The organism is Sphingopyxis sp., assembly GCF_035944815.1.
GTDB lineage: Bacteria > Pseudomonadota > Alphaproteobacteria > Sphingomonadales > Sphingomonadaceae > Sphingopyxis.
This window is the reverse complement of record NZ_DASZAU010000009.1, coordinates 669,909-686,347: the sequence shown is the minus strand read 5'-3', so window position 1 is coordinate 686,347 and position 16,439 is coordinate 669,909. Positions and strand designations below refer to the sequence as shown.

Below are 16,439 nucleotides of genomic sequence, written 5' to 3'. Positions count from 1 at the left end.
TTTAATGACAAGCTCAACAATCCGGCCCGCCAGCGACTATCCGCCCGGCGGCGATGCATTTCGCCATCGCCACCTCACCGGCATCGCACCGCTCACTCCGTGGGAGATTAGCTACGTTCTCGACGCCGCCGAAGAGTGGGTCGAACTGAACCGCAGCGGCGCGTCGAAACATGACGACCGGCTCGCGGGCCTCACGATCATCAACGCCTTTTTCGAAAATTCGACGCGCACTTTGCTGTCGTTCGAAATCGCGGGCAAACGCCTCGGCGCCGATGTCGTCAATATGCACGCCGCGCAGTCGAGCGTGAAAAAGGGCGAGACGCTGATCGACACCGCGATGACGCTGAACGCGATGCGCGCCGACGCGATCGTCATCCGTCATGCGTCATCGGGCGCAGTGCAGCTTATCGCCGACAAGGTCGACTGCCCCGTGCTCAACGCCGGCGACGGCCGCCACGAGCATCCGACGCAGGCGCTGCTCGACGCGCTCACGATCCGCCGTCGCTTGGGGACCGTCGAGGGCCTCACCATCGCGATCTGTGGCGACGTCCTGCACAGCCGCGTCGCACGCTCGAACATCCTCGCGCTCACCCTGCTCGGCAACGAGGTGCGCGTCGTCGCGCCGCCGACGCTCACCCCGCCCGCGATGGAGCGCATGCACGTGCGCTGCTTCACCGACATGGACGAAGGCATAAAGGACGCCGACGTCGTGATGATGCTCCGCCTTCAGAACGAGCGAATGGACGGCGCTTACCTGCCTTCCGCGCGCGAATATCACGCGCTCTACGGTCTCACCCCGAAACGGCTCGAAAAAGCGAAACCCGATGCGATCGTCATGCATCCCGGCCCGATGAATCGCGGGGTGGAGATCGACAGCAGCATCGCCGATGATCCCGCGCGCTCGACGATCACCGAACAGGTCGAAATGGGCGTCGCCGTGCGCATGGCGTGCCTCGACATATTGACGCGCCGCAAGCGGGGAGTTGCCGGATGGAACTGAAACCGCTCCACATCACGAACGCGGGGCTGATCGACGGCGAGACGCCCCGCGCGGGCAGCCTGCTCGTGGTCGATGGCCGCATCGCCGCCATCGACCCGACCGATATCCCCGAGGGTACCGAAACCGTCGATGCCAAGGGCCAATGGCTCGCCCCGGGCATCATCGACCTCGGCGTTTTCGCGACCGACAAGCCCGCCTTCCACTTCGGCGGCATCACGCGCGCCGCGCTGATGCCCGACAGCGGCCCGCTCGACGGCGCCGGGCTCGTCGAGCGCGCGGCCAAGGGCGGCAAGCCCGACCTCTGGGTCCACCCGCTCGCCGCTGCCACGAAGGGCCTAACGGGCAAGGAACTCGCCGAAATCGGCCTGATGAAACAGGCGGGCGCGCGCGCCATCGCAACCGGCCGCGGCCGCATCGCCGATAGCGGCGTGATGCGCCGCGTCCTCGCCTACGCATCCTCGCTCGGCCTCGTCACGATCATTCACGCCGAGGATGAGGGGCTCACCGCCGGCGCGGTCGCGACCGACGGCGAGATGGCGACCCGGCTCGGCCTCGCGTCTGCGCCTGCCATTGCCGAGGCGATGGCGATCGCCCGCGACCTCGCGCTCGTCGAGGAAACCGGCGCGCCCGTCCATTTCCGCCAGGTCACCACCGCACGCGGGCTCGACCTGATCCGCGCCGCCAAGGCGAAGGGACTACCCGTCCTTTGCGGCATCACCCCCGCGCACCTGCTGCTCTCCGACACCGCGATCGGCGATTTCCGCACCTTCGCGCGCCTGTCGCCGCCGCTTCGGTCGGAGGACGACCGGCAAGCCTGTCTCGCGGCGATTGCCGACGGCACGATCGACGTCCTCGCCTCGGGCCACGACCCGCGCGGCCCCGAGGACAAGCGCCTGCCCTTCGCCGAGGCCCTGCCCGGCATGGCGGGCGCCGAAACCTTGCTCGCGCTGGGGCTCAACCTCGTCCGCGACGGCCATATCACCCCCGGCCGCCTGTTCGAGCTGCTCGCGGCCACCCCCGCCTGCCTGCTCGGCGTCGACGCCGGCAGCCTCGCGGTGGGCAAGGAAGCGGACCTCATCCTCGTCGATGCGGATACGCCGTGGCAGGTCGATGCGAAGAAGATGGCCGCCTGGGCCGGCAACACGCCGTTCGACGGCATGCCGGTGCAGGGGCGCGCCACCGCCATCTGGAAGGGCGGCCTGCGGATCCGCTGATCCGGGCTTTATCTCGCTGATTTAATTCGATACCCCTGCGCGCGGGGGATCGATAGTCAGCGAGGTTGACCCGATGCGCCGTCTTGCCCTTCCCGCTCTCGCCGCCACCCTGTTCGCGACGGCCGCCGCAGCGCAGATGCAGCCCGTCCAGGGCATCCCTTGCGCGCAGGGCCTCCCCTGCAACGCGCCGCCGCCACAGGTGCTGCAACAGATGTATGGTGACGCACGCCCCCCCGCCCCGCCGGGACAAGTCATCCCCTTCGCGCAGGAAAAACAGGATTATGTCGGCGGCTATATGGTCGACAGCTTCGCCGCGATCGCCTTCTGGCGCTCGGCATCGGGCCAGCCCGGCTATAGCTATGGCGCGCTGCGCGGCGACAGCCGCGAGCAGGCCGAAGGCTATGCGATGACCGCGTGCCGCGAGGCGGGCGGTCAGGGCTGCGTCGTCGGGCTATGGGGCGGCAATGGCCATTTCGCGATCGCGCGCGACAAGGAGGGGCAATATTATGCCGGCTTCGCGGGCACGCCCGGCGGCGCGAAACGTTCGGTGATCGACAGCTGCAAGAGCGCCGGCGCCAAATGCAAGGTCGTCGAGACGCTCGAAAGCATGCCCTATTTCTTCCGCTTCTAATCGTTTTCCGGTGCACTTCGACCTCCCCGCAGGTCGCTACGTTGACCCCCGTCCCGCCAACAGGGCATAAACGGGGCATGCGGATCGCTCCGATCGCCCTCGCTGCCTACCGGTTCCTGACCGATGCCCGTTACCGCCACCTTTATTGGCAGCGGCGCATCGAGAATATCGCCCTGCGCGAACGATGGGCCCACCACTCCGTCGAAACGCTGCCCGCCGCCTCTGCCCCCGCCTCCGCCGAGAGCGAAATCCTCGCACGCGATGGCATCCTGCGCCTCGAATCGCTGCTCTCCGCCAAAGAGATTGCCGATATCCGCGCCTATCTTGAGGCGCACCGGGCCTATGACCCCCACCACCCCCGCCTCGGCGAATTCGACGCCCCGCATGATGCACCGCCCGAAGCGCGGATCGCGCATTATGCCGACACCGTCGTGGTCGCGGCGCCGCATGTGCTGCGCCTTGCCAACCATCCGCGCATCCTGCCCGTCGTCACGCACATCCTCGGCGCGAAACCGACGATCAGCTATATGGCGATCTGGTGGTCGATGGTGCACGGCCAGCCCGCCGAGCGCGAACAATTGTTCCACCGCGACTATGACGATTTCCGTTTCCTCAAATTATTCTTCTATCTGGACGATGTCGACGCCGCGAGCGGCCCGCACCAATATGTGCGCGGATCGCACCGCGACGCGCGGCTGCTCCCGCGCCGCCGCTATAGCGACGACGAAGTCGCGCAAAGCTATGCGGCGGACGACCGGCTCGAGATAACCGGCGCAGCGGGCACGGCCTTTCTGGAAAATACATTCGGACTGCATCGCGGCCTGCCGCCACGGTCGAAACCCCGGCTGATGCTGCAGATACTCTATTGCCTCCGGCCCGACACCGGCGGCCCGCGGCGCCCGCTATGCGCGGTCGCGGCCGATCAGGACGGCGTACAGCTCGATCCCTATATCAACCGGATCTATGTCACCGTTCGGTAGGGTCAGGACCCATTAATTCCACGTTCGAGGCGTCGAAATGACGAAGATATCGGGCTTGGGCGGGTGCAGCGGGTAGCATCGCTACCCGCAAGGCCGCACGGGCCCGAGATCGAAGTCATTTCGGCGTCCCTTCGGGATTTGACCGATTTTGCCCATGGCTTCGTCGGAAAGGTTTGAAATATATTCATATTCCTTCACCTTTCTTCCTCGCCCTGAGCAAAATCGCTTCAAACCTCGATCGCGGAATTAATGGGTCCTGACCCTAGAATATTCGGCGTGCCCAGCCGCGCCCGAACGCGAAAAGGGCGCGGCCTCACGGCCACGCCCTCTCCTTGTTCGGTTCGATCCGGTTTTTAGCGCGAAGCCATCCGCAGCGGGCTGGCCTTCGCCGCCCACTGGATGCTTTCGCTGCCGCCCATCGCGCGGATGAAACAGGTCTGCCCCTGCGCCTTCAATTCGTTGCACAGGCTCGTCGCATCGGCGCGCGTCGCAAGGCCGTTGACCGTCAGGCGATAGAAGGTGCGGCCCTTCACCGTCGCGGCGTGGCTCGATGCCGGGAAACTGGCGAGCACGCTGTTGCGCTTTTTCAGCCCGCCCCATTTTTCCTTGGCGATGCCGAGGCTGTCATAGGCGCCGAGCTGGACGGCCCAGCCGGTCGGCTTCTTGCTGTCGAACGCCTTGGGGACGATCTGCGAAACCATTTCCAGCGCCTGCTGCTGCAACGGACGCAGCCGGCCTTCGCTCGCCACGCGCGGCGCGGCGCGATAGGGCGCGGCGTCGGCCATGATGACGGCGCCTGCGGGCTTCGGCTGCGGCAGTTCGGTGACCGGGACGATACCGTCGGCGCCCCGTTCAGGCATCGGCAATTCGACGCTGCGGATCGTGCCGCCGGCATCGGCGACGACCGGCGGCGGCGGCGCATAGGCTTCGACCGGCGCCGGGTCGGCGCTGGCAAGCTCTACGCCGTCGGCCGCAGCCATCTGCGTTTCGCCGAAATTGCTGAGCGCGAGGCGGACCGGCATGCCGGCATCCTGCCGCACCTTGGTGCCGATCAGGCTCGCGACGCGCATCGGCGCATCGGGCGATTCGGCCAGTTTCGACCATTCGGCCATGCGGGCTTCGAGCTTCGCGGGCGACAGATCCTGCGACGCCAGGATGCGCGCCTGCGCCCAGCGGCCCGACAGGCCATAGGCGAGCGCCAGATTCTGCCGCGTGCGGGCGCTGGCGTCGGGCGCGCGCGCCGCTTCGCTCAGCACATAGATCGCGCCTTCATTGTCACCCGCCAGCGCCAGCGCCAGCCCGATGTCCGATGCGGGCACCGTGTCGCGGTGCGCTTCGAGCAGCACGACGGCGTCGCGGTTCTTGCCCTGCGCGATCTGCGCCAGCGTCAGCGCGATGATCGTGTTGCTGTCGGTCGCGCCAAGTTCGACCGCTTCGCTCAGCGCTGCCGTTGCCGAGGCGAACCGGCCGTCGTTCAGATAGGCCTGTCCCAGCAAGGCGCGATAGCCGGCATCGCGGGGGCTCGCGGCGACGGCGGCTTCGGCGAGGCCGACGGCCTTGCTGACCTTGCCGGCTTCCAGCGCGGCGCGCGCCTGCCCCGCCGACTTGGCGGCGACGGCGGGCTTGCCGGCGGCGCGCGACGGCGCGTCGGCCATCTTGCCCATGCCGCTGCATCCCGTGGCGGCGCCAAGGACAAAGCCGTAGACGGCGAGGTTCATCAGCATCTTGCGGTTCATGACAGGTCCCCTTGTTCGTTCAGCGCGTTCGTTCAGCGCGACATCGTCTGGCGCGTCGGACGCGCCGCCGGCAGGCGGCTCGCCATCGCGTCGATTTCGGGCAGCGATGCCAGATATTCGTCGAGCAGGTCGGTCAGGATCACCTGCGACGACCGGTTGGTAACCGCGCTGGCAAGGCGCAGGCGCAGATGGCGTTCGGCGTCGAGGCGCAGCGTGAAGGCCGCTTTTTCGCGGGCCCGCAGCGCGCGCGGCGCCTTGGCTTTCGGCTCGGCCTTCGGCGCCGGGCGCGCTTCGACCTTGCGCGCCACCGCGGCGACGCGTTCGATCAGCGATTCCTGCTGGCGCACCACTTCGGGCACCTCCGGCGCTTCGGCTTCGAACTGGTCGGCGCCATAATCGTCGGTCAGCCCCGTAAAACCCGGGGTTTCTTCATGGCCGGCTTCATAGGCCGCGCTGTCATCGACCGCATGTTCGGCCTCGACATTATGCGCCAGCACCGATCCGGTCAGCAGCGGCTTCAGATCGACCATGCGCGCGGGTTCGCCCGACTGGTCGGGATCGACATCATAGCCCATGTCGTTCCAGCCAAGATCGTCATAACCGCCCGGATTGAGCGGTGCCGGGCCGCTGCCGAGCGGCTGGCGGCGCATCGCGGGACGCGCCCCGCCCTTGCGGGCCAATAGTCCTGCGCTCAGCGATGCGAGGGGTTTCGGTTCGCCCATGGTTCCCGAGCCCCCCGTCACTGACCAGCGATGCGGCGGCCGAAGCCACCGCCCATCGGGCGGACCGCGCCATAATTGCCCTGCGTCGGAATCGGCGCGGCAAAGACGGTGCGACGGAAATTCTTTTCGAGACGGTCGTTCATATAAGTCCAGAGCTGGCGGATTTCTTCGGCCGACCGGCCGTTGGGGTCGACTTCCATCACGGTGCGCCCGTCGATCATCGACGCGGCATAATCGGTGCGATGGTGCAGCGTGACCGGGGCGACCGTGCCATGCTGCGACAGCGCGACGGCCGCCTCGCTGGTGATCTTTGCCTTGGGCGTCGCAGCGTTGACGACGAATACCAGCGGTTTGCCCGCGCGTTCGCAAAGGTCGACGGTGGCGCCGACGGCGCGCAGGTCGTGCGGGCTCGGACGCGTCGGGACAACGATCAGCTCGGCGACCGAAATCACGCTCTGGATCGCCATGGTGATCGCCGGCGGCGTATCGATGACCGCCAGCTTGAAACCCTGCTGGCGCAGGATTTCGAGGTCCGATGCCAACCGGGCGACCGTGGTCTGGGCGAACGCCGGAAGGTCGGTTTCGCGCTCGTTCCACCAGTCGGCGAGCGAGCCCTGCGGATCGATATCGATCAGGACGACCGGGCCGGCGCCGGCAAGCTGTGCCTGCACCGCCAGATGCCCGGACAGCGTCGTCTTGCCCGACCCGCCCTTCTGTGAAGCCAATGCCAATACGCGCACTGCGTTACCCCCTCGGAAAATCCAGATTTCGGCGACGGGATGGCATGGGGGGCGCTAAAATTGGGTTAACGATGATAAAAAGATGGTGAACGACTTCCGCACGCACATGGTAAACGGGGCCCTAACGCCGGTCTGTCCCATAACGGATCAAATGTGGCGGCTCGCGCGTGTTGCTAACGCCGTGTTAGCCATTTCATCCTTATAAGACCCTCGGGGACTGCATCGGCTGTCATGCCGCGCAAGTCATTGGAGAATAAGATGCGTTCTTTCCGCACTGCCGCCTTGCTGGCTCTTCCGCTGATCGCGGTGTCGCTGGCGGCGCCCGCGCTGGCCGACGTCAAGGACGGCGTCGATGCCTGGCAGGCGGGCAATTACCAGGCGGCGGTCGCCGAATGGCGTCCGCTCGCGATCGCCGGCGACGCCGATGCGCAGTTCAACCTCGGTCAGGCGTACAAGCTCGGCCGCGGCGTCCCCACCGATCTCGGTCAGGCCGAAAGTTGGTATCGCCGCGCCGCGAAACAGGGGCATCTGCAGGCCGAGGACAATCTCGGACTCGTCCTGTTCACCGCGAACCGCCGCGAAGAAGCGATGCCCTTCATCACCCGGTCGGCCGAACGCGGCGAACCGCGCGCGCAATATGTTCTCGGCACCGCGATGTTCAACGGCGACCTTGCACCGCAGGATTTGCCGCGCGCCTATGCCCTCACCAAACGCGCAAGCGACGCCGGGCTCGGCATCGCGTCGGCGCGCCTCGCCCAGCTCGACAGCCTGATCCCGCTCGACCAGCGCCAGCGCGGGCTCGCGATGCTCCCCGAAATCGAGAAAAGCGAACAGCGCGCGCGCCTTGCCGCGGTCAACGCCTCGGCGCCGCCGGCGCCCAAACCCGCAGCCGCCTCGCCGGTGAAGACCGCGAGCCTGCCCGCGTCGGTCCCCGGCACCAGCTATACGCCGCCGCCGGTCATCGCGACGCCCGCGCCGGCCCCGGCGCCCGTGCGCCCGGCGCCGCAACCGATCCGCAGCGTCGACCTGCCGCCTTCGCCCGCCGCGAGCGCCGCGACCGCCGCCGCGATCGAGGCAACCACCGACGCCGCGACCGCAACCGCCGCCGCAAGCAGCGCGCCCGGCACGACCTACAGCGCGCCGCCCGAAAGCGGCGACCTGCCGCCGGCCGCACCGGCAAAGGCTGCACCACCGCCACCCGCCCCGGCAAAGCCGGCGCCAAAACCCTTCAACGACGATCCGATCGAGGTGATCGAAACCCCAGCCCCGGTGCGCGTCCACACCGCCGCGAAGAGCCCCTGGCGCGCGCAGCTCGGCGCCTTCGGGGTCGAGGCGAACGCGCGGAACCTCTGGAGCCAGCTCGAAAAGAAGAATCCGGCCTTCGCCACCCGCCAGCCCTATCTGGTCAAGAGCGGCAAGCTGACGCGGCTCCAGGCCGGCGGCTTCGCGAACAAGGGCGAGGCCGAGGCCTTCTGCGCGACCGTCCGCAAGGGCGGACAGGCCTGTCTGGTCGTCGATAAGTAGGATGCACCCCGGCCTTCGCCGGGGCCCGCACTATTTCCGCTCGCGGTCCAGCCGTTTCGCCAGCAAGCCGCGCGATCGGTCGGCATAGGCGCGGCACGCCCCCGGCTTGTCGTTGAAACGCCCCGCCCCCGCATTGTCGGGATGCGCTGAAATCAGGATGTCGCACGGTATCGCGTCCATCTTGCGATAGCTTTGCTCGAACCCCGCAACGAACGGCTTGCCCGCCGCGCTCAGATAGCGATAGCCGTCCGCCGACACGGGGTTGAGGCTCGACGCGAACACGATCGTCTTGCACGTCCCCGCCTCGCACGCCTTCCAGCTCCAGCTCATGCTGCCCATCGTGTGCCCCGGCGTCGCATGCGCGGTGATTTGCGTATCGCCCATCGCCAGCACCTCGCCATCGGCCATCACGCGCAAACGCTCGACCGCAGGCCAGGTCCCGCCATAGGCAAGCTGCGGATCGTCCGCCGCCATCGCGCCCGCACGCAGCCCCTCGGCGCCGCGTGCGCTCGCGATCACCGTCGCGCCGGTGTCGCGCGCCAGCGCGGCGAGCCCGCCGCCATGGTCGTAATGCGGTTCGGTGCTCAGAATATATTTGATGTCTTTGGGGTCAAAACCCGCCGCGCGGACATTGGCGAGGATCATCGGCACCGCCTGCGGCAGCGCGCCGTCGATCAGCACCAGCCCGTCGACCGTGTCGATCAACGCGACGCTCAGCCCGCCGAAACCGACCAGCCAGCTCTTCCCGAAAATCCGTTCGGGCGGCTGCGGCGCGAGCCATTCCTTCGCGCGTTCCACCGCCATCGGCCGCGTCAGCGGGTCGTCGGCCGCGGGCTGCGACGCCCCCGCCGTCCCCATCATCCACAATGCCAGCGCGATCGTCTTCATCATCGTTCGTCTCCCTTCGGCCACCGGGATGCCAAGCGGAGGGCGGCTTCACAAAGCATCATTTCTCGACAAAGCCATGAGAATATTTCATGTTTCGGCATGGACCGCGCCCAGCTCCCGCTCAACGCTCTCCGCGCTTTCGATGCCGCGGCGCGCCATCTCAACTTCACCCGCGCCGGGATCGAGCTCCATGTCAGCCAGGGCGCCGTCAGCCATCAGGTCGCCGAGCTCGAACGCCGCCTCGGCACCCGGCTGTTCCACCGCCTGCCGCGCGGCCTCGCGCTCACCGACGAAGGCCATGCGCTCGTCCCCGTCGTCGCCGATGCGTTCGACCGCGTCGCCGCGACGCTCGATCAATATGCCGGCGGGCGTTTCCGCGAGACGCTCAAGGTCGGCGTCGTCGGTACCTTCGCCACCGGCTGGCTGCTCCCGCGCCTCGACGCCTTCGCGCGCGCCTTTCCCGCGATCGACCTGCGCATCGCGACGAACAACAACCGTGTCGACCTTGCCGGCGAGGCGCTCGACTATGCGATCCGCTTCGGCGACGGCGCCTGGCACGGCACGCACGCCGAACCGCTCGTCGCCGCGCCGATGGCGCCGCTCTGCACCCCCGCGATCGCCGCGCGGCTCCGATCGCCCGCCGACCTGGTGTCGGAACGGCTGCTGCGTTCGTACCGCGCCGACGAATGGGCGCTCTGGTTCGCTGCCGCCGGGGTCGCCACGCCGGTGCTGCGCGGCCCGATGTTCGACAGCTCGGCGCTGATGGCCGCCGCCGCGGCGGCGGGTCAGGGCGTCGCGCTCGCGCCGCCGTCGATGTTCGCGCGCGAACTCGCCGCCGAACAGCTTGTCCAGCCCTTCGGCATCGCCATCGACGCCGGCCGCTACTGGCTCACCCGCCTGATGTCGCGCCCCGAAAGCGACGCGATGCGGCGGTTTCGCGCATGGATCGCGGGCGAACTCGCCGACGCCGCATAAAGTCCCGAATGGGCGCTGGACAGAATCGTCGCAGCGCCGCTACCGGCACGCGATGGGTATCACCGCGACAATCATGAACACCGCCACCGGCCAGCCGATCCAGAAAATGACCTTCGGCCGCATGCCGAAACCATGGGCCAGCTTCAACCTCGCCACCGGCGAACTCGTCACCGCCGAGCGGATCGACGTGGGCAAGCCCGAACCGGGCAAATTCGCCGCGACGGTGCATGTGTGGGTCAAGGTCAAGACGCCGGCCTGACCCGCAAACCTCGGGCAACAACCCGGCCTGCACGCCGCGCGCGGCAGGCGGTTTCACAAAAAAGATCCTGCCTCAGTGTTGACATTGTAAACATAGACCCCATTTGCGCGTCACCAATGTTAACATCGTAAACACTTGCAGGAGCATCGTCATGTATCACGCCATCGTCCGCCGCCAGGTTCGCAAGATTTTCGACGGCCTCAGCCGCGGCGACTGGGAGTCCGCGCTCGCCGGCATGGCCGACCGGTTCGAACATATCTTCCCCGGCGACCATGCGCTCGGCGGCACGCGCCACACCAAGGCGGGGCTCCGCGCCTGGTTCCAGCGCCTGTTCGCGGTCCACCCCGTCCTCAAATTCGAGATCAAGCATATCGCGTCGAGCGGGACGCCGTGGGACACGACCGCCGTGATCGAATGGCGCGACCGCGCGGTGATGGCCGACGGGGACACCTCTTACGTCAACGACGGCGTCCACATCATCCGCCTGCGCTGGGGCAAGATCGTCAGCCTCCACCCCTATCTCGACACCGCCAAATATGCCGCCGCGCTGAAACGGCTTGCCGATACCGGCTTTGCCGAGGCCGGCGCGCCGCCGATCGAGGATTAGGGACGGCATTGGGGCGGGAAGCAGCCGTTGCAGTAGCGAGCTGATCACCCCTCCCGCTTGCGGGAGGGGTAGCGAGGCTTGCGAGCTTGCTCGCTAGCCGCAGCGGGGTGGGCTGATCGCGGCATTGCTGCCTACCCCCGACCCCTCCCGCAAGCGGGAGGGAGAACGAACGTCCCCAACCGCCCGAAACCCGCCCCTACCCCCGCAAGATCTTCGCCATCGCCTTGCCCTTGGCAAGCTCGTCGATCAGCTTGTCGAGATAGCGGATTTCCTTCATCAGCGGGTCCTCGATATTCTCGACCCGGATACCGCAGATCACCCCGGTGATCAGCTCGCGCGCCGGGTTGAGCTTCGGCGCCGCCGCAAAGAAATCCTCGAAATTCGTGCCCTTCGCCAGTTCGCTCTCCAGCGCCGCCTGGCTATAGCCCGTCAGCCAACGGAATATCTCGTCGACCTCGGCCCTCGTTCGCCCCTTCTTCTCCGCCTTGGCGATATAATGCGGGTACACGCTCGCAACGCTGATCGAATAGATGCGATGTTTGGTCATAGGGGCCTCCACATTTCGCCTCGGTCAGGGCGCGTCACGAACCCTGGATCGGCAGATAGCGTGGCACCTTGGCCCGCAAAAGCCGGACCAGCGCCTCGTCCATGAATTCATAATCGTCCGGGATGTCGAGGCAGATAACGCGCGCCTCCTTCAGCGCAGCCCGATATCGTTTCCGCAGCTTGTTCCGATGCGTCCTTTCCATCACGAAAATCATATCTGCCCAGCCCACGAGTTCGGACGTCAGCGGGTTCTCGGCGTCGTTGTTGGTTCCCGCCGAGTCTGTTTCGATTCCCGGATAGTCGGCGAATATCTGCTCGGCGGTCGGGCTGCGCAGCTTGTTCTGGCTGCACACAAACAGGATATTGGTCACGCTCGCCAAACAGCCCGATCCTACCCCATCACCCACTGCCGCCGCGAATAGCCCTGCGCCCACAAGAGCGCGGTCAGGTCGTGGTGGCGGATCGCCGCATCGGCGGCCTCGCCTGCCGCGGGGTGCGGACGATAACCGATGCCGAGGCCGGCGCTGGTGATCATCGGAATGTCGTTCGCGCCGTCGCCGACCGCCAGCGTCTCGGCGAGCGGCAGGCCGTGCGCGGCGGCTTCGGCCTTCAGCGTCTCGAGCTTCGCCGAACTGTCGACGATCGGTTCGAGCACCCGGCCGGTCAGCTTGCTGCCCGCGATCTCCAGCTCGTTCGCGATCACCTTGTCGAACCCGACCGCCTCGCCCACCGGCCCGGCAAAGGCCGTAAAGCCGCCCGAAATCAGCACCGAATGCGCGCCGTGCGCCTTCATCGTCTGGACCAGCGTCCGTGCCCCGCGCGTCAGCTTCACCCGCTCCATGCGGCAATCGACCAGCGTGCTTTCGGCCATGCCCGCGAGCAGCCCGACGCGTTCGGTCAGCGCGGCGCGGAAATCGAGCTCGCCGCGCATCGCGCGTTCGGTGATCGCCGCGATCTGCGGCTTCAGCCCCGCATAATCGGCCAGCTCGTCGATACATTCGACCGTGATCATCGTCGAATCCATGTCGGCGATGATCAGCTTCTTGGTGCGGTCGCCCAGCGGCTGGACGACGACGTCGAGCGCGCCATGATCCATTAGCGCCAGTTCCTTGCGCGCGCTCACCAGGCTCCCGTGAAAGACGATATCGGCGGCATCATGCTCGTCGAGCCAGTGCGGCGCGCCGACATCGTGCCCCGTCGCGTCGAGCCGGTCGATCGCTTCGCGAACCACCTCGTCGGTCAGCTTTCCGGCTGCTATCAGCGTCGCGACGAACATGGCATCTCCTTCTTCCTTGACCGCGAATGCGCAGCCGCCCGTGGCACTTATCGCCGGACCCACCGCCAGCGGCAAGAGCGCTTTGGCGGTCGCGCTCGCGCAGATGGCGGGCGACGCCGTCGTCGTCAACGCCGACGCGAGCCAGGTCTATGCCGACCTCGCCATCCTGTCGGCGCGCCCGGACGAAGAAGAGATGGGAGGCGTGCCCCACCGGCTCTTCGGCCATGTCGACGCATCGCAAGCGCATAATGCCGCGCGCTGGTCCGACGAGGCGCGCGGCGTCATTTCCCACGCGCATGCCGCGGGGAAGGTTCCCGTTCTCGTCGGTGGCACCGGGCTTTACCTGCGCACCCTGCTCTACGGCATCGCCCCCGTACCCGAAATCGATCCCGCCGTTCGCGCCGCCGTGCGCACGCTGCCGGTGGCCGATGCGCATGCCGCACTCGCCGTCGCCGACCCCGACGCCGCCCTGCGCCTCAACCCCGCCGACACGACGCGCGTCGCCCGCGCACTCGAAGTGGTGCTCTCGACCGGGCGTACGCTTGCCGACTGGCAACGGGCGCGCGAAGGCGGCATCGCGGGCGATATCGCGCTCGCCCCGCTGATCCTCCTGCCCCCGCGCGACTGGCTGCGCGAACGCTGCGACCGGCGGCTCGTGGCGATGTTCGCGTCGGGCGCGATCGAAGAGGTCGAGGCGCTGCTCGCGCGCGGCCTCGATCCCGATCTCCCCGCGATGCGTGCGATCGGCGTGCCGCAAATCGCCGCCTACCTCGCAGGTGACATCGGTCGCGCCGACGCGCTCGAACAGACGCAGGCGGCCACGCGCCAATATGCAAAACGCCAATTTACGTGGTTCCGCCACCAGCCGCCGGCCGACTGGCCGCGCCACGAAGAGTCATTAAACATCGATTCCATCAAGCATTTGGCAATAATATTACGTGATAAGCTGTTGACAGGATAGAATCATATACCTATTGCCCGCACCCTGTTGCAGCGCACAAGCGCTGCCCTTTTTGTATCGGAAGGAGTTTTGTCGTGACGGAAATGAGCGGTGCCGACATGGTGGTTCAGGCGCTGGTCGACCTCGGGGTCGACACGGTGTTCGGCTATCCGGGCGGCGCGGTCCTTCCCATCTATGACGCGCTCTACAAGCACCCGACGATCAAGCACATTCTCGTCCGCCACGAACAGGCGGCGACGCACGCGGCCGAAGGCTATGCGCGCTCGACCGGCAAGCCGGGCGTCGTGCTCGTCACCTCGGGGCCCGGCGCGACCAATGCGGTCACCGGCATCACCGACGCGCTGCTCGACTCTATCCCGATGGTCGTGCTCACCGGGCAGGTGCCGACGACGCTGATCGGCACCGACGCCTTCCAGGAATGCGATACCGTCGGCATCACGCGCCATTGCACCAAGCATAATTATCTCGTGATGGACCCCGACCGCCTCGGCCCGATCATGCACGAGGCCTTCCATATCGCGACGCACGGCCGCCCCGGCCCGGTGGTGATCGACATCCCGAAGAATGTGCAGGTCGCGACCGGCACCTATTCGGTGCCCGAATTCATCCAGCACAACAGCTATCGCCCGCAGGTCGACCCCGATGCCAATGCGATTGCGCAGGCGATCGACATGATCGCCGCGGCCGAACGCCCGATCTTCTACACCGGCGGCGGCGTGATCAACGCCGGCCCCGATGCCAGCGCGGCGCTGCGCCAGCTCGTATCGCTCACCGGCGCGCCCGTGACCTCGACCCTGATGGGGCTCGGCGCCTTCCCGTCGGACGATCCGAAATGGCTCGGCATGCTCGGCATGCACGGCACCTATGAATCGAACATGGCGATGAACCGCGCCGACCTGATCATCGCGGTCGGCGCGCGCTTCGACGACCGCGTGACGGGCCGCCTCGACGCTTTTTCGCCCGATTCGAAGAAGATCCACATCGATATCGACCGCAGCTCGATCAACAAGATCGTGCCCGTCGACCTCGCGGTGGTCGGCGACGCGGGCCGCGCGCTCGACGCGCTGATCGCCGGCTGGGCCGCGAGGGGCCACAAGGCACGCGACCTTGGCGAATGGTGGCGCCGTATCGACGGCTGGCGCGCGACGCGCTGCCTCGATTTCCCCGAAAAGAAGGAAGCGGACGCCGCGATCATGCCGCAGCGCGCGGTCAAGGCGCTCTTCGACGCGACGCGCGGCCGCGACCCGATCATCACCACCGAGGTCGGCCAGCACCAGATGTGGGCGGCGCAGCATTTCGGTTTTGCGGCGCCCAACCGCTGGCTCACCTCGGGCGGGCTCGGCACGATGGGCTATGGCTTCCCCGCCGCGGTCGGCGCGCAGATCGCGCACCCCGACCGCCTCGTTATCTGCATCGCGGGCGAAGCCAGCCTCCAGATGAACATCCAGGAAATGGGCACCGTCGCGCAGTACCGCCTCCCGGTGAAGATCTTCATCCTCAACAATGAATGGATGGGGATGGTCCGCCAGTGGCAGGAACTGACCTACGAAAGCCGCTATTCGAACAGCTATTCGGACAGCCTGCCCGATTTCGTGAAGCTCGCGGACGCTTACGGGTGGACGGGCCTGCGCATCGACACGCTCGGCGAGCTCGAAGCCGGCATCCGGACGATGATCGAGACTCCGGGCCCGGTGATCGTCGACTGCCGCGTCGCGCAGCTCGCGAATTGCTTCCCGATGATCCCCTCGGGCGCCGCGCACACCGACATGATCCTCCAGCCGAACGATATCACCGGCACGATGGATGACGAAGCCAAGGCACTGGTGTAACCTCATGAAAATCAAGACCGAAGCCGGCGAGCGCCATGTGCTCGCCATCACCGTCGACAACGAGGCCGGGGTGCTCGCCAAGATCACCGGGCTGTTCACGGCGCGCGGCTATAATATCGAAAGCCTGACGGTGGCCGATATTACCGCCGATCACGCCCTGTCGCGCATCACCATCGTCACCTCGGGCCCGCCGCCGATCATCGACCAGATCATCGCGCAGCTCGACCGGCTCGTGCCCGTGCACAAGGTCGTCGACCTCAACGACGCGGGCGAGGCGCATGTCGAGCGCGAGATCGCGCTCGTGAAGGTCGCGGGCACGGGCGACAAGCGGATCGAGGCGCTGCGCATGGCCGACGTCTTCCGCGCGAAGGTCGTCGACACGACGCTGTCGAGCTTCATCTTCGAAATCACCGGGACGAGCGACAAGGTCGACCGCTTCATCGCGCTGATGCGCGAATGCGGGCTGGTCGAGGTCGGCCGCACCGGCGTCGTCGCCATCGCCCGCGGGTCGGAGGCGCTCTAGAGTTTTAACAGGAATGACGGTCCAACCT

The 16,439-nt window shown here is 67.1% G+C and carries 18 protein-coding genes; 11 read left to right on the top strand and 7 right to left on the bottom strand.

Annotated features, from left to right (window positions below):
* The first annotated feature begins 4 nt into the window (after positions 1-4).
* The 4 genes from VGU00_RS13945 (at position 5) to VGU00_RS13930 (ending at position 3,825) form a co-directional block, all read left to right on the top strand.
* Positions 5-1,000 carry an aspartate carbamoyltransferase catalytic subunit gene (locus tag VGU00_RS13945; protein ID WP_327469460.1) on the top strand — a complete coding sequence of 332 codons (996 nt, stop codon included), beginning with the start codon at positions 5-7 and terminating at the stop codon, positions 998-1,000.
* Complete coding sequence (locus VGU00_RS13940; protein WP_327469458.1) at positions 991-2,214, top strand: dihydroorotase; 1,224 nt, start codon at positions 991-993, stop codon at positions 2,212-2,214. Before VGU00_RS13945 ends, VGU00_RS13940 begins: the two co-directional genes overlap by 10 nt.
* A gap of 73 nt (positions 2,215-2,287) precedes the next feature.
* Positions 2,288-2,845, top strand: a complete 558-nt coding sequence (locus VGU00_RS13935; RefSeq protein ID WP_327469456.1) for a DUF4189 domain-containing protein — start codon at positions 2,288-2,290, stop codon at positions 2,843-2,845.
* Between the two features lie 77 nt (positions 2,846-2,922).
* The gene (locus VGU00_RS13930) at positions 2,923-3,825 is read left to right on the top strand and encodes a phytanoyl-CoA dioxygenase family protein (protein ID WP_327469454.1); all 903 of its coding nucleotides are present in this window, start codon (positions 2,923-2,925) and stop codon (positions 3,823-3,825) included.
* Positions 3,826-4,178: 353 nt separating this feature from the next.
* Here VGU00_RS13930 and VGU00_RS13925 read toward each other — a convergent pair whose 3' ends face one another.
* The 3 genes from VGU00_RS13925 to VGU00_RS13915 are packed head-to-tail and all read right to left on the bottom strand — an operon-like array spanning position 4,179 to position 7,023.
* A complete protein-coding gene (locus VGU00_RS13925; protein WP_327469452.1) occupies positions 4,179-5,561 on the bottom strand; it encodes an SPOR domain-containing protein in 1,383 nt (460 codons plus the stop codon).
* Positions 5,562-5,593: 32 nt separating this feature from the next.
* Positions 5,594-6,283 carry a hypothetical protein gene (locus VGU00_RS13920; protein ID WP_327469450.1) on the bottom strand — a complete coding sequence of 230 codons (690 nt, stop codon included), beginning with the start codon at positions 6,281-6,283 and terminating at the stop codon, positions 5,594-5,596.
* A 17-nt stretch (positions 6,284-6,300) separates the two neighbouring features.
* Complete coding sequence (locus tag VGU00_RS13915; RefSeq protein WP_168452508.1) at positions 6,301-7,023, bottom strand: AAA family ATPase; 723 nt, start codon at positions 7,021-7,023, stop codon at positions 6,301-6,303.
* 258 nt (positions 7,024-7,281) lie between these two features.
* On the opposite strand from VGU00_RS13915, the gene VGU00_RS13910 reads away from it, so the two are divergent.
* Positions 7,282-8,547 carry an SPOR domain-containing protein gene (locus tag VGU00_RS13910; protein WP_327469446.1) on the top strand — a complete coding sequence of 422 codons (1,266 nt, stop codon included), beginning with the start codon at positions 7,282-7,284 and terminating at the stop codon, positions 8,545-8,547.
* A gap of 30 nt (positions 8,548-8,577) precedes the next feature.
* On the opposite strand, the gene bla is transcribed toward VGU00_RS13910, so the two are convergent.
* A complete protein-coding gene (bla, locus tag VGU00_RS13905) occupies positions 8,578-9,435 on the bottom strand; it encodes a subclass B3 metallo-beta-lactamase (RefSeq protein WP_327469851.1) in 858 nt (285 codons plus the stop codon).
* A 99-nt stretch (positions 9,436-9,534) separates the two neighbouring features.
* Between bla and VGU00_RS13900 the strand changes: the two genes are divergently transcribed.
* From VGU00_RS13900 to VGU00_RS13890, 3 genes are all read left to right on the top strand, one after another.
* Positions 9,535-10,410, top strand: a complete 876-nt coding sequence (locus VGU00_RS13900; protein WP_327469444.1) for a LysR family transcriptional regulator — start codon at positions 9,535-9,537, stop codon at positions 10,408-10,410.
* 52 nt (positions 10,411-10,462) lie between these two features.
* A complete protein-coding gene (locus tag VGU00_RS13895) occupies positions 10,463-10,669 on the top strand; it encodes a hypothetical protein (protein WP_327469442.1) in 207 nt (68 codons plus the stop codon).
* 151 nt (positions 10,670-10,820) lie between these two features.
* A complete protein-coding gene (locus VGU00_RS13890; RefSeq protein ID WP_327469440.1) occupies positions 10,821-11,276 on the top strand; it encodes a nuclear transport factor 2 family protein in 456 nt (151 codons plus the stop codon).
* 196 nt (positions 11,277-11,472) lie between these two features.
* Here VGU00_RS13890 and VGU00_RS13885 read toward each other — a convergent pair whose 3' ends face one another.
* From VGU00_RS13885 to serB, 3 genes are read right to left on the bottom strand one after another with little or no spacing between them, the layout of a single operon-like run.
* A complete protein-coding gene (locus VGU00_RS13885) occupies positions 11,473-11,823 on the bottom strand; it encodes a DUF2200 domain-containing protein (protein WP_327469438.1) in 351 nt (116 codons plus the stop codon).
* Positions 11,824-11,857: 34 nt separating this feature from the next.
* Positions 11,858-12,193, bottom strand: coding sequence for a low molecular weight protein tyrosine phosphatase family protein (locus tag VGU00_RS13880; protein WP_327469850.1), 336 nt, complete (start codon positions 12,191-12,193; stop codon positions 11,858-11,860).
* Between the two features lie 20 nt (positions 12,194-12,213).
* On the bottom strand, positions 12,214-13,098 hold the full coding sequence (gene serB / locus VGU00_RS13875) for a phosphoserine phosphatase SerB (protein ID WP_327469436.1): 885 nt from the start codon (positions 13,096-13,098) through the stop codon (positions 12,214-12,216).
* Between serB and miaA the strand changes: the two genes are divergently transcribed.
* From miaA to ilvN, 3 genes are all read left to right on the top strand, one after another.
* Positions 13,097-14,059, top strand: coding sequence for a tRNA (adenosine(37)-N6)-dimethylallyltransferase MiaA (gene miaA, locus VGU00_RS13870; protein ID WP_327469434.1), 963 nt, complete (start codon positions 13,097-13,099; stop codon positions 14,057-14,059). The genes serB and miaA overlap by 2 nt on opposite strands.
* Positions 14,060-14,133: 74 nt before the next feature.
* A complete protein-coding gene (ilvB, locus tag VGU00_RS13865) occupies positions 14,134-15,888 on the top strand; it encodes a biosynthetic-type acetolactate synthase large subunit (RefSeq protein WP_327469432.1) in 1,755 nt (584 codons plus the stop codon).
* A 4-nt stretch (positions 15,889-15,892) separates the two neighbouring features.
* Positions 15,893-16,411, top strand: a complete 519-nt coding sequence (gene ilvN / locus VGU00_RS13860; protein ID WP_325031018.1) for an acetolactate synthase small subunit — start codon at positions 15,893-15,895, stop codon at positions 16,409-16,411.
* The last annotated feature ends 28 nt before the right edge of the window (positions 16,412-16,439 follow it).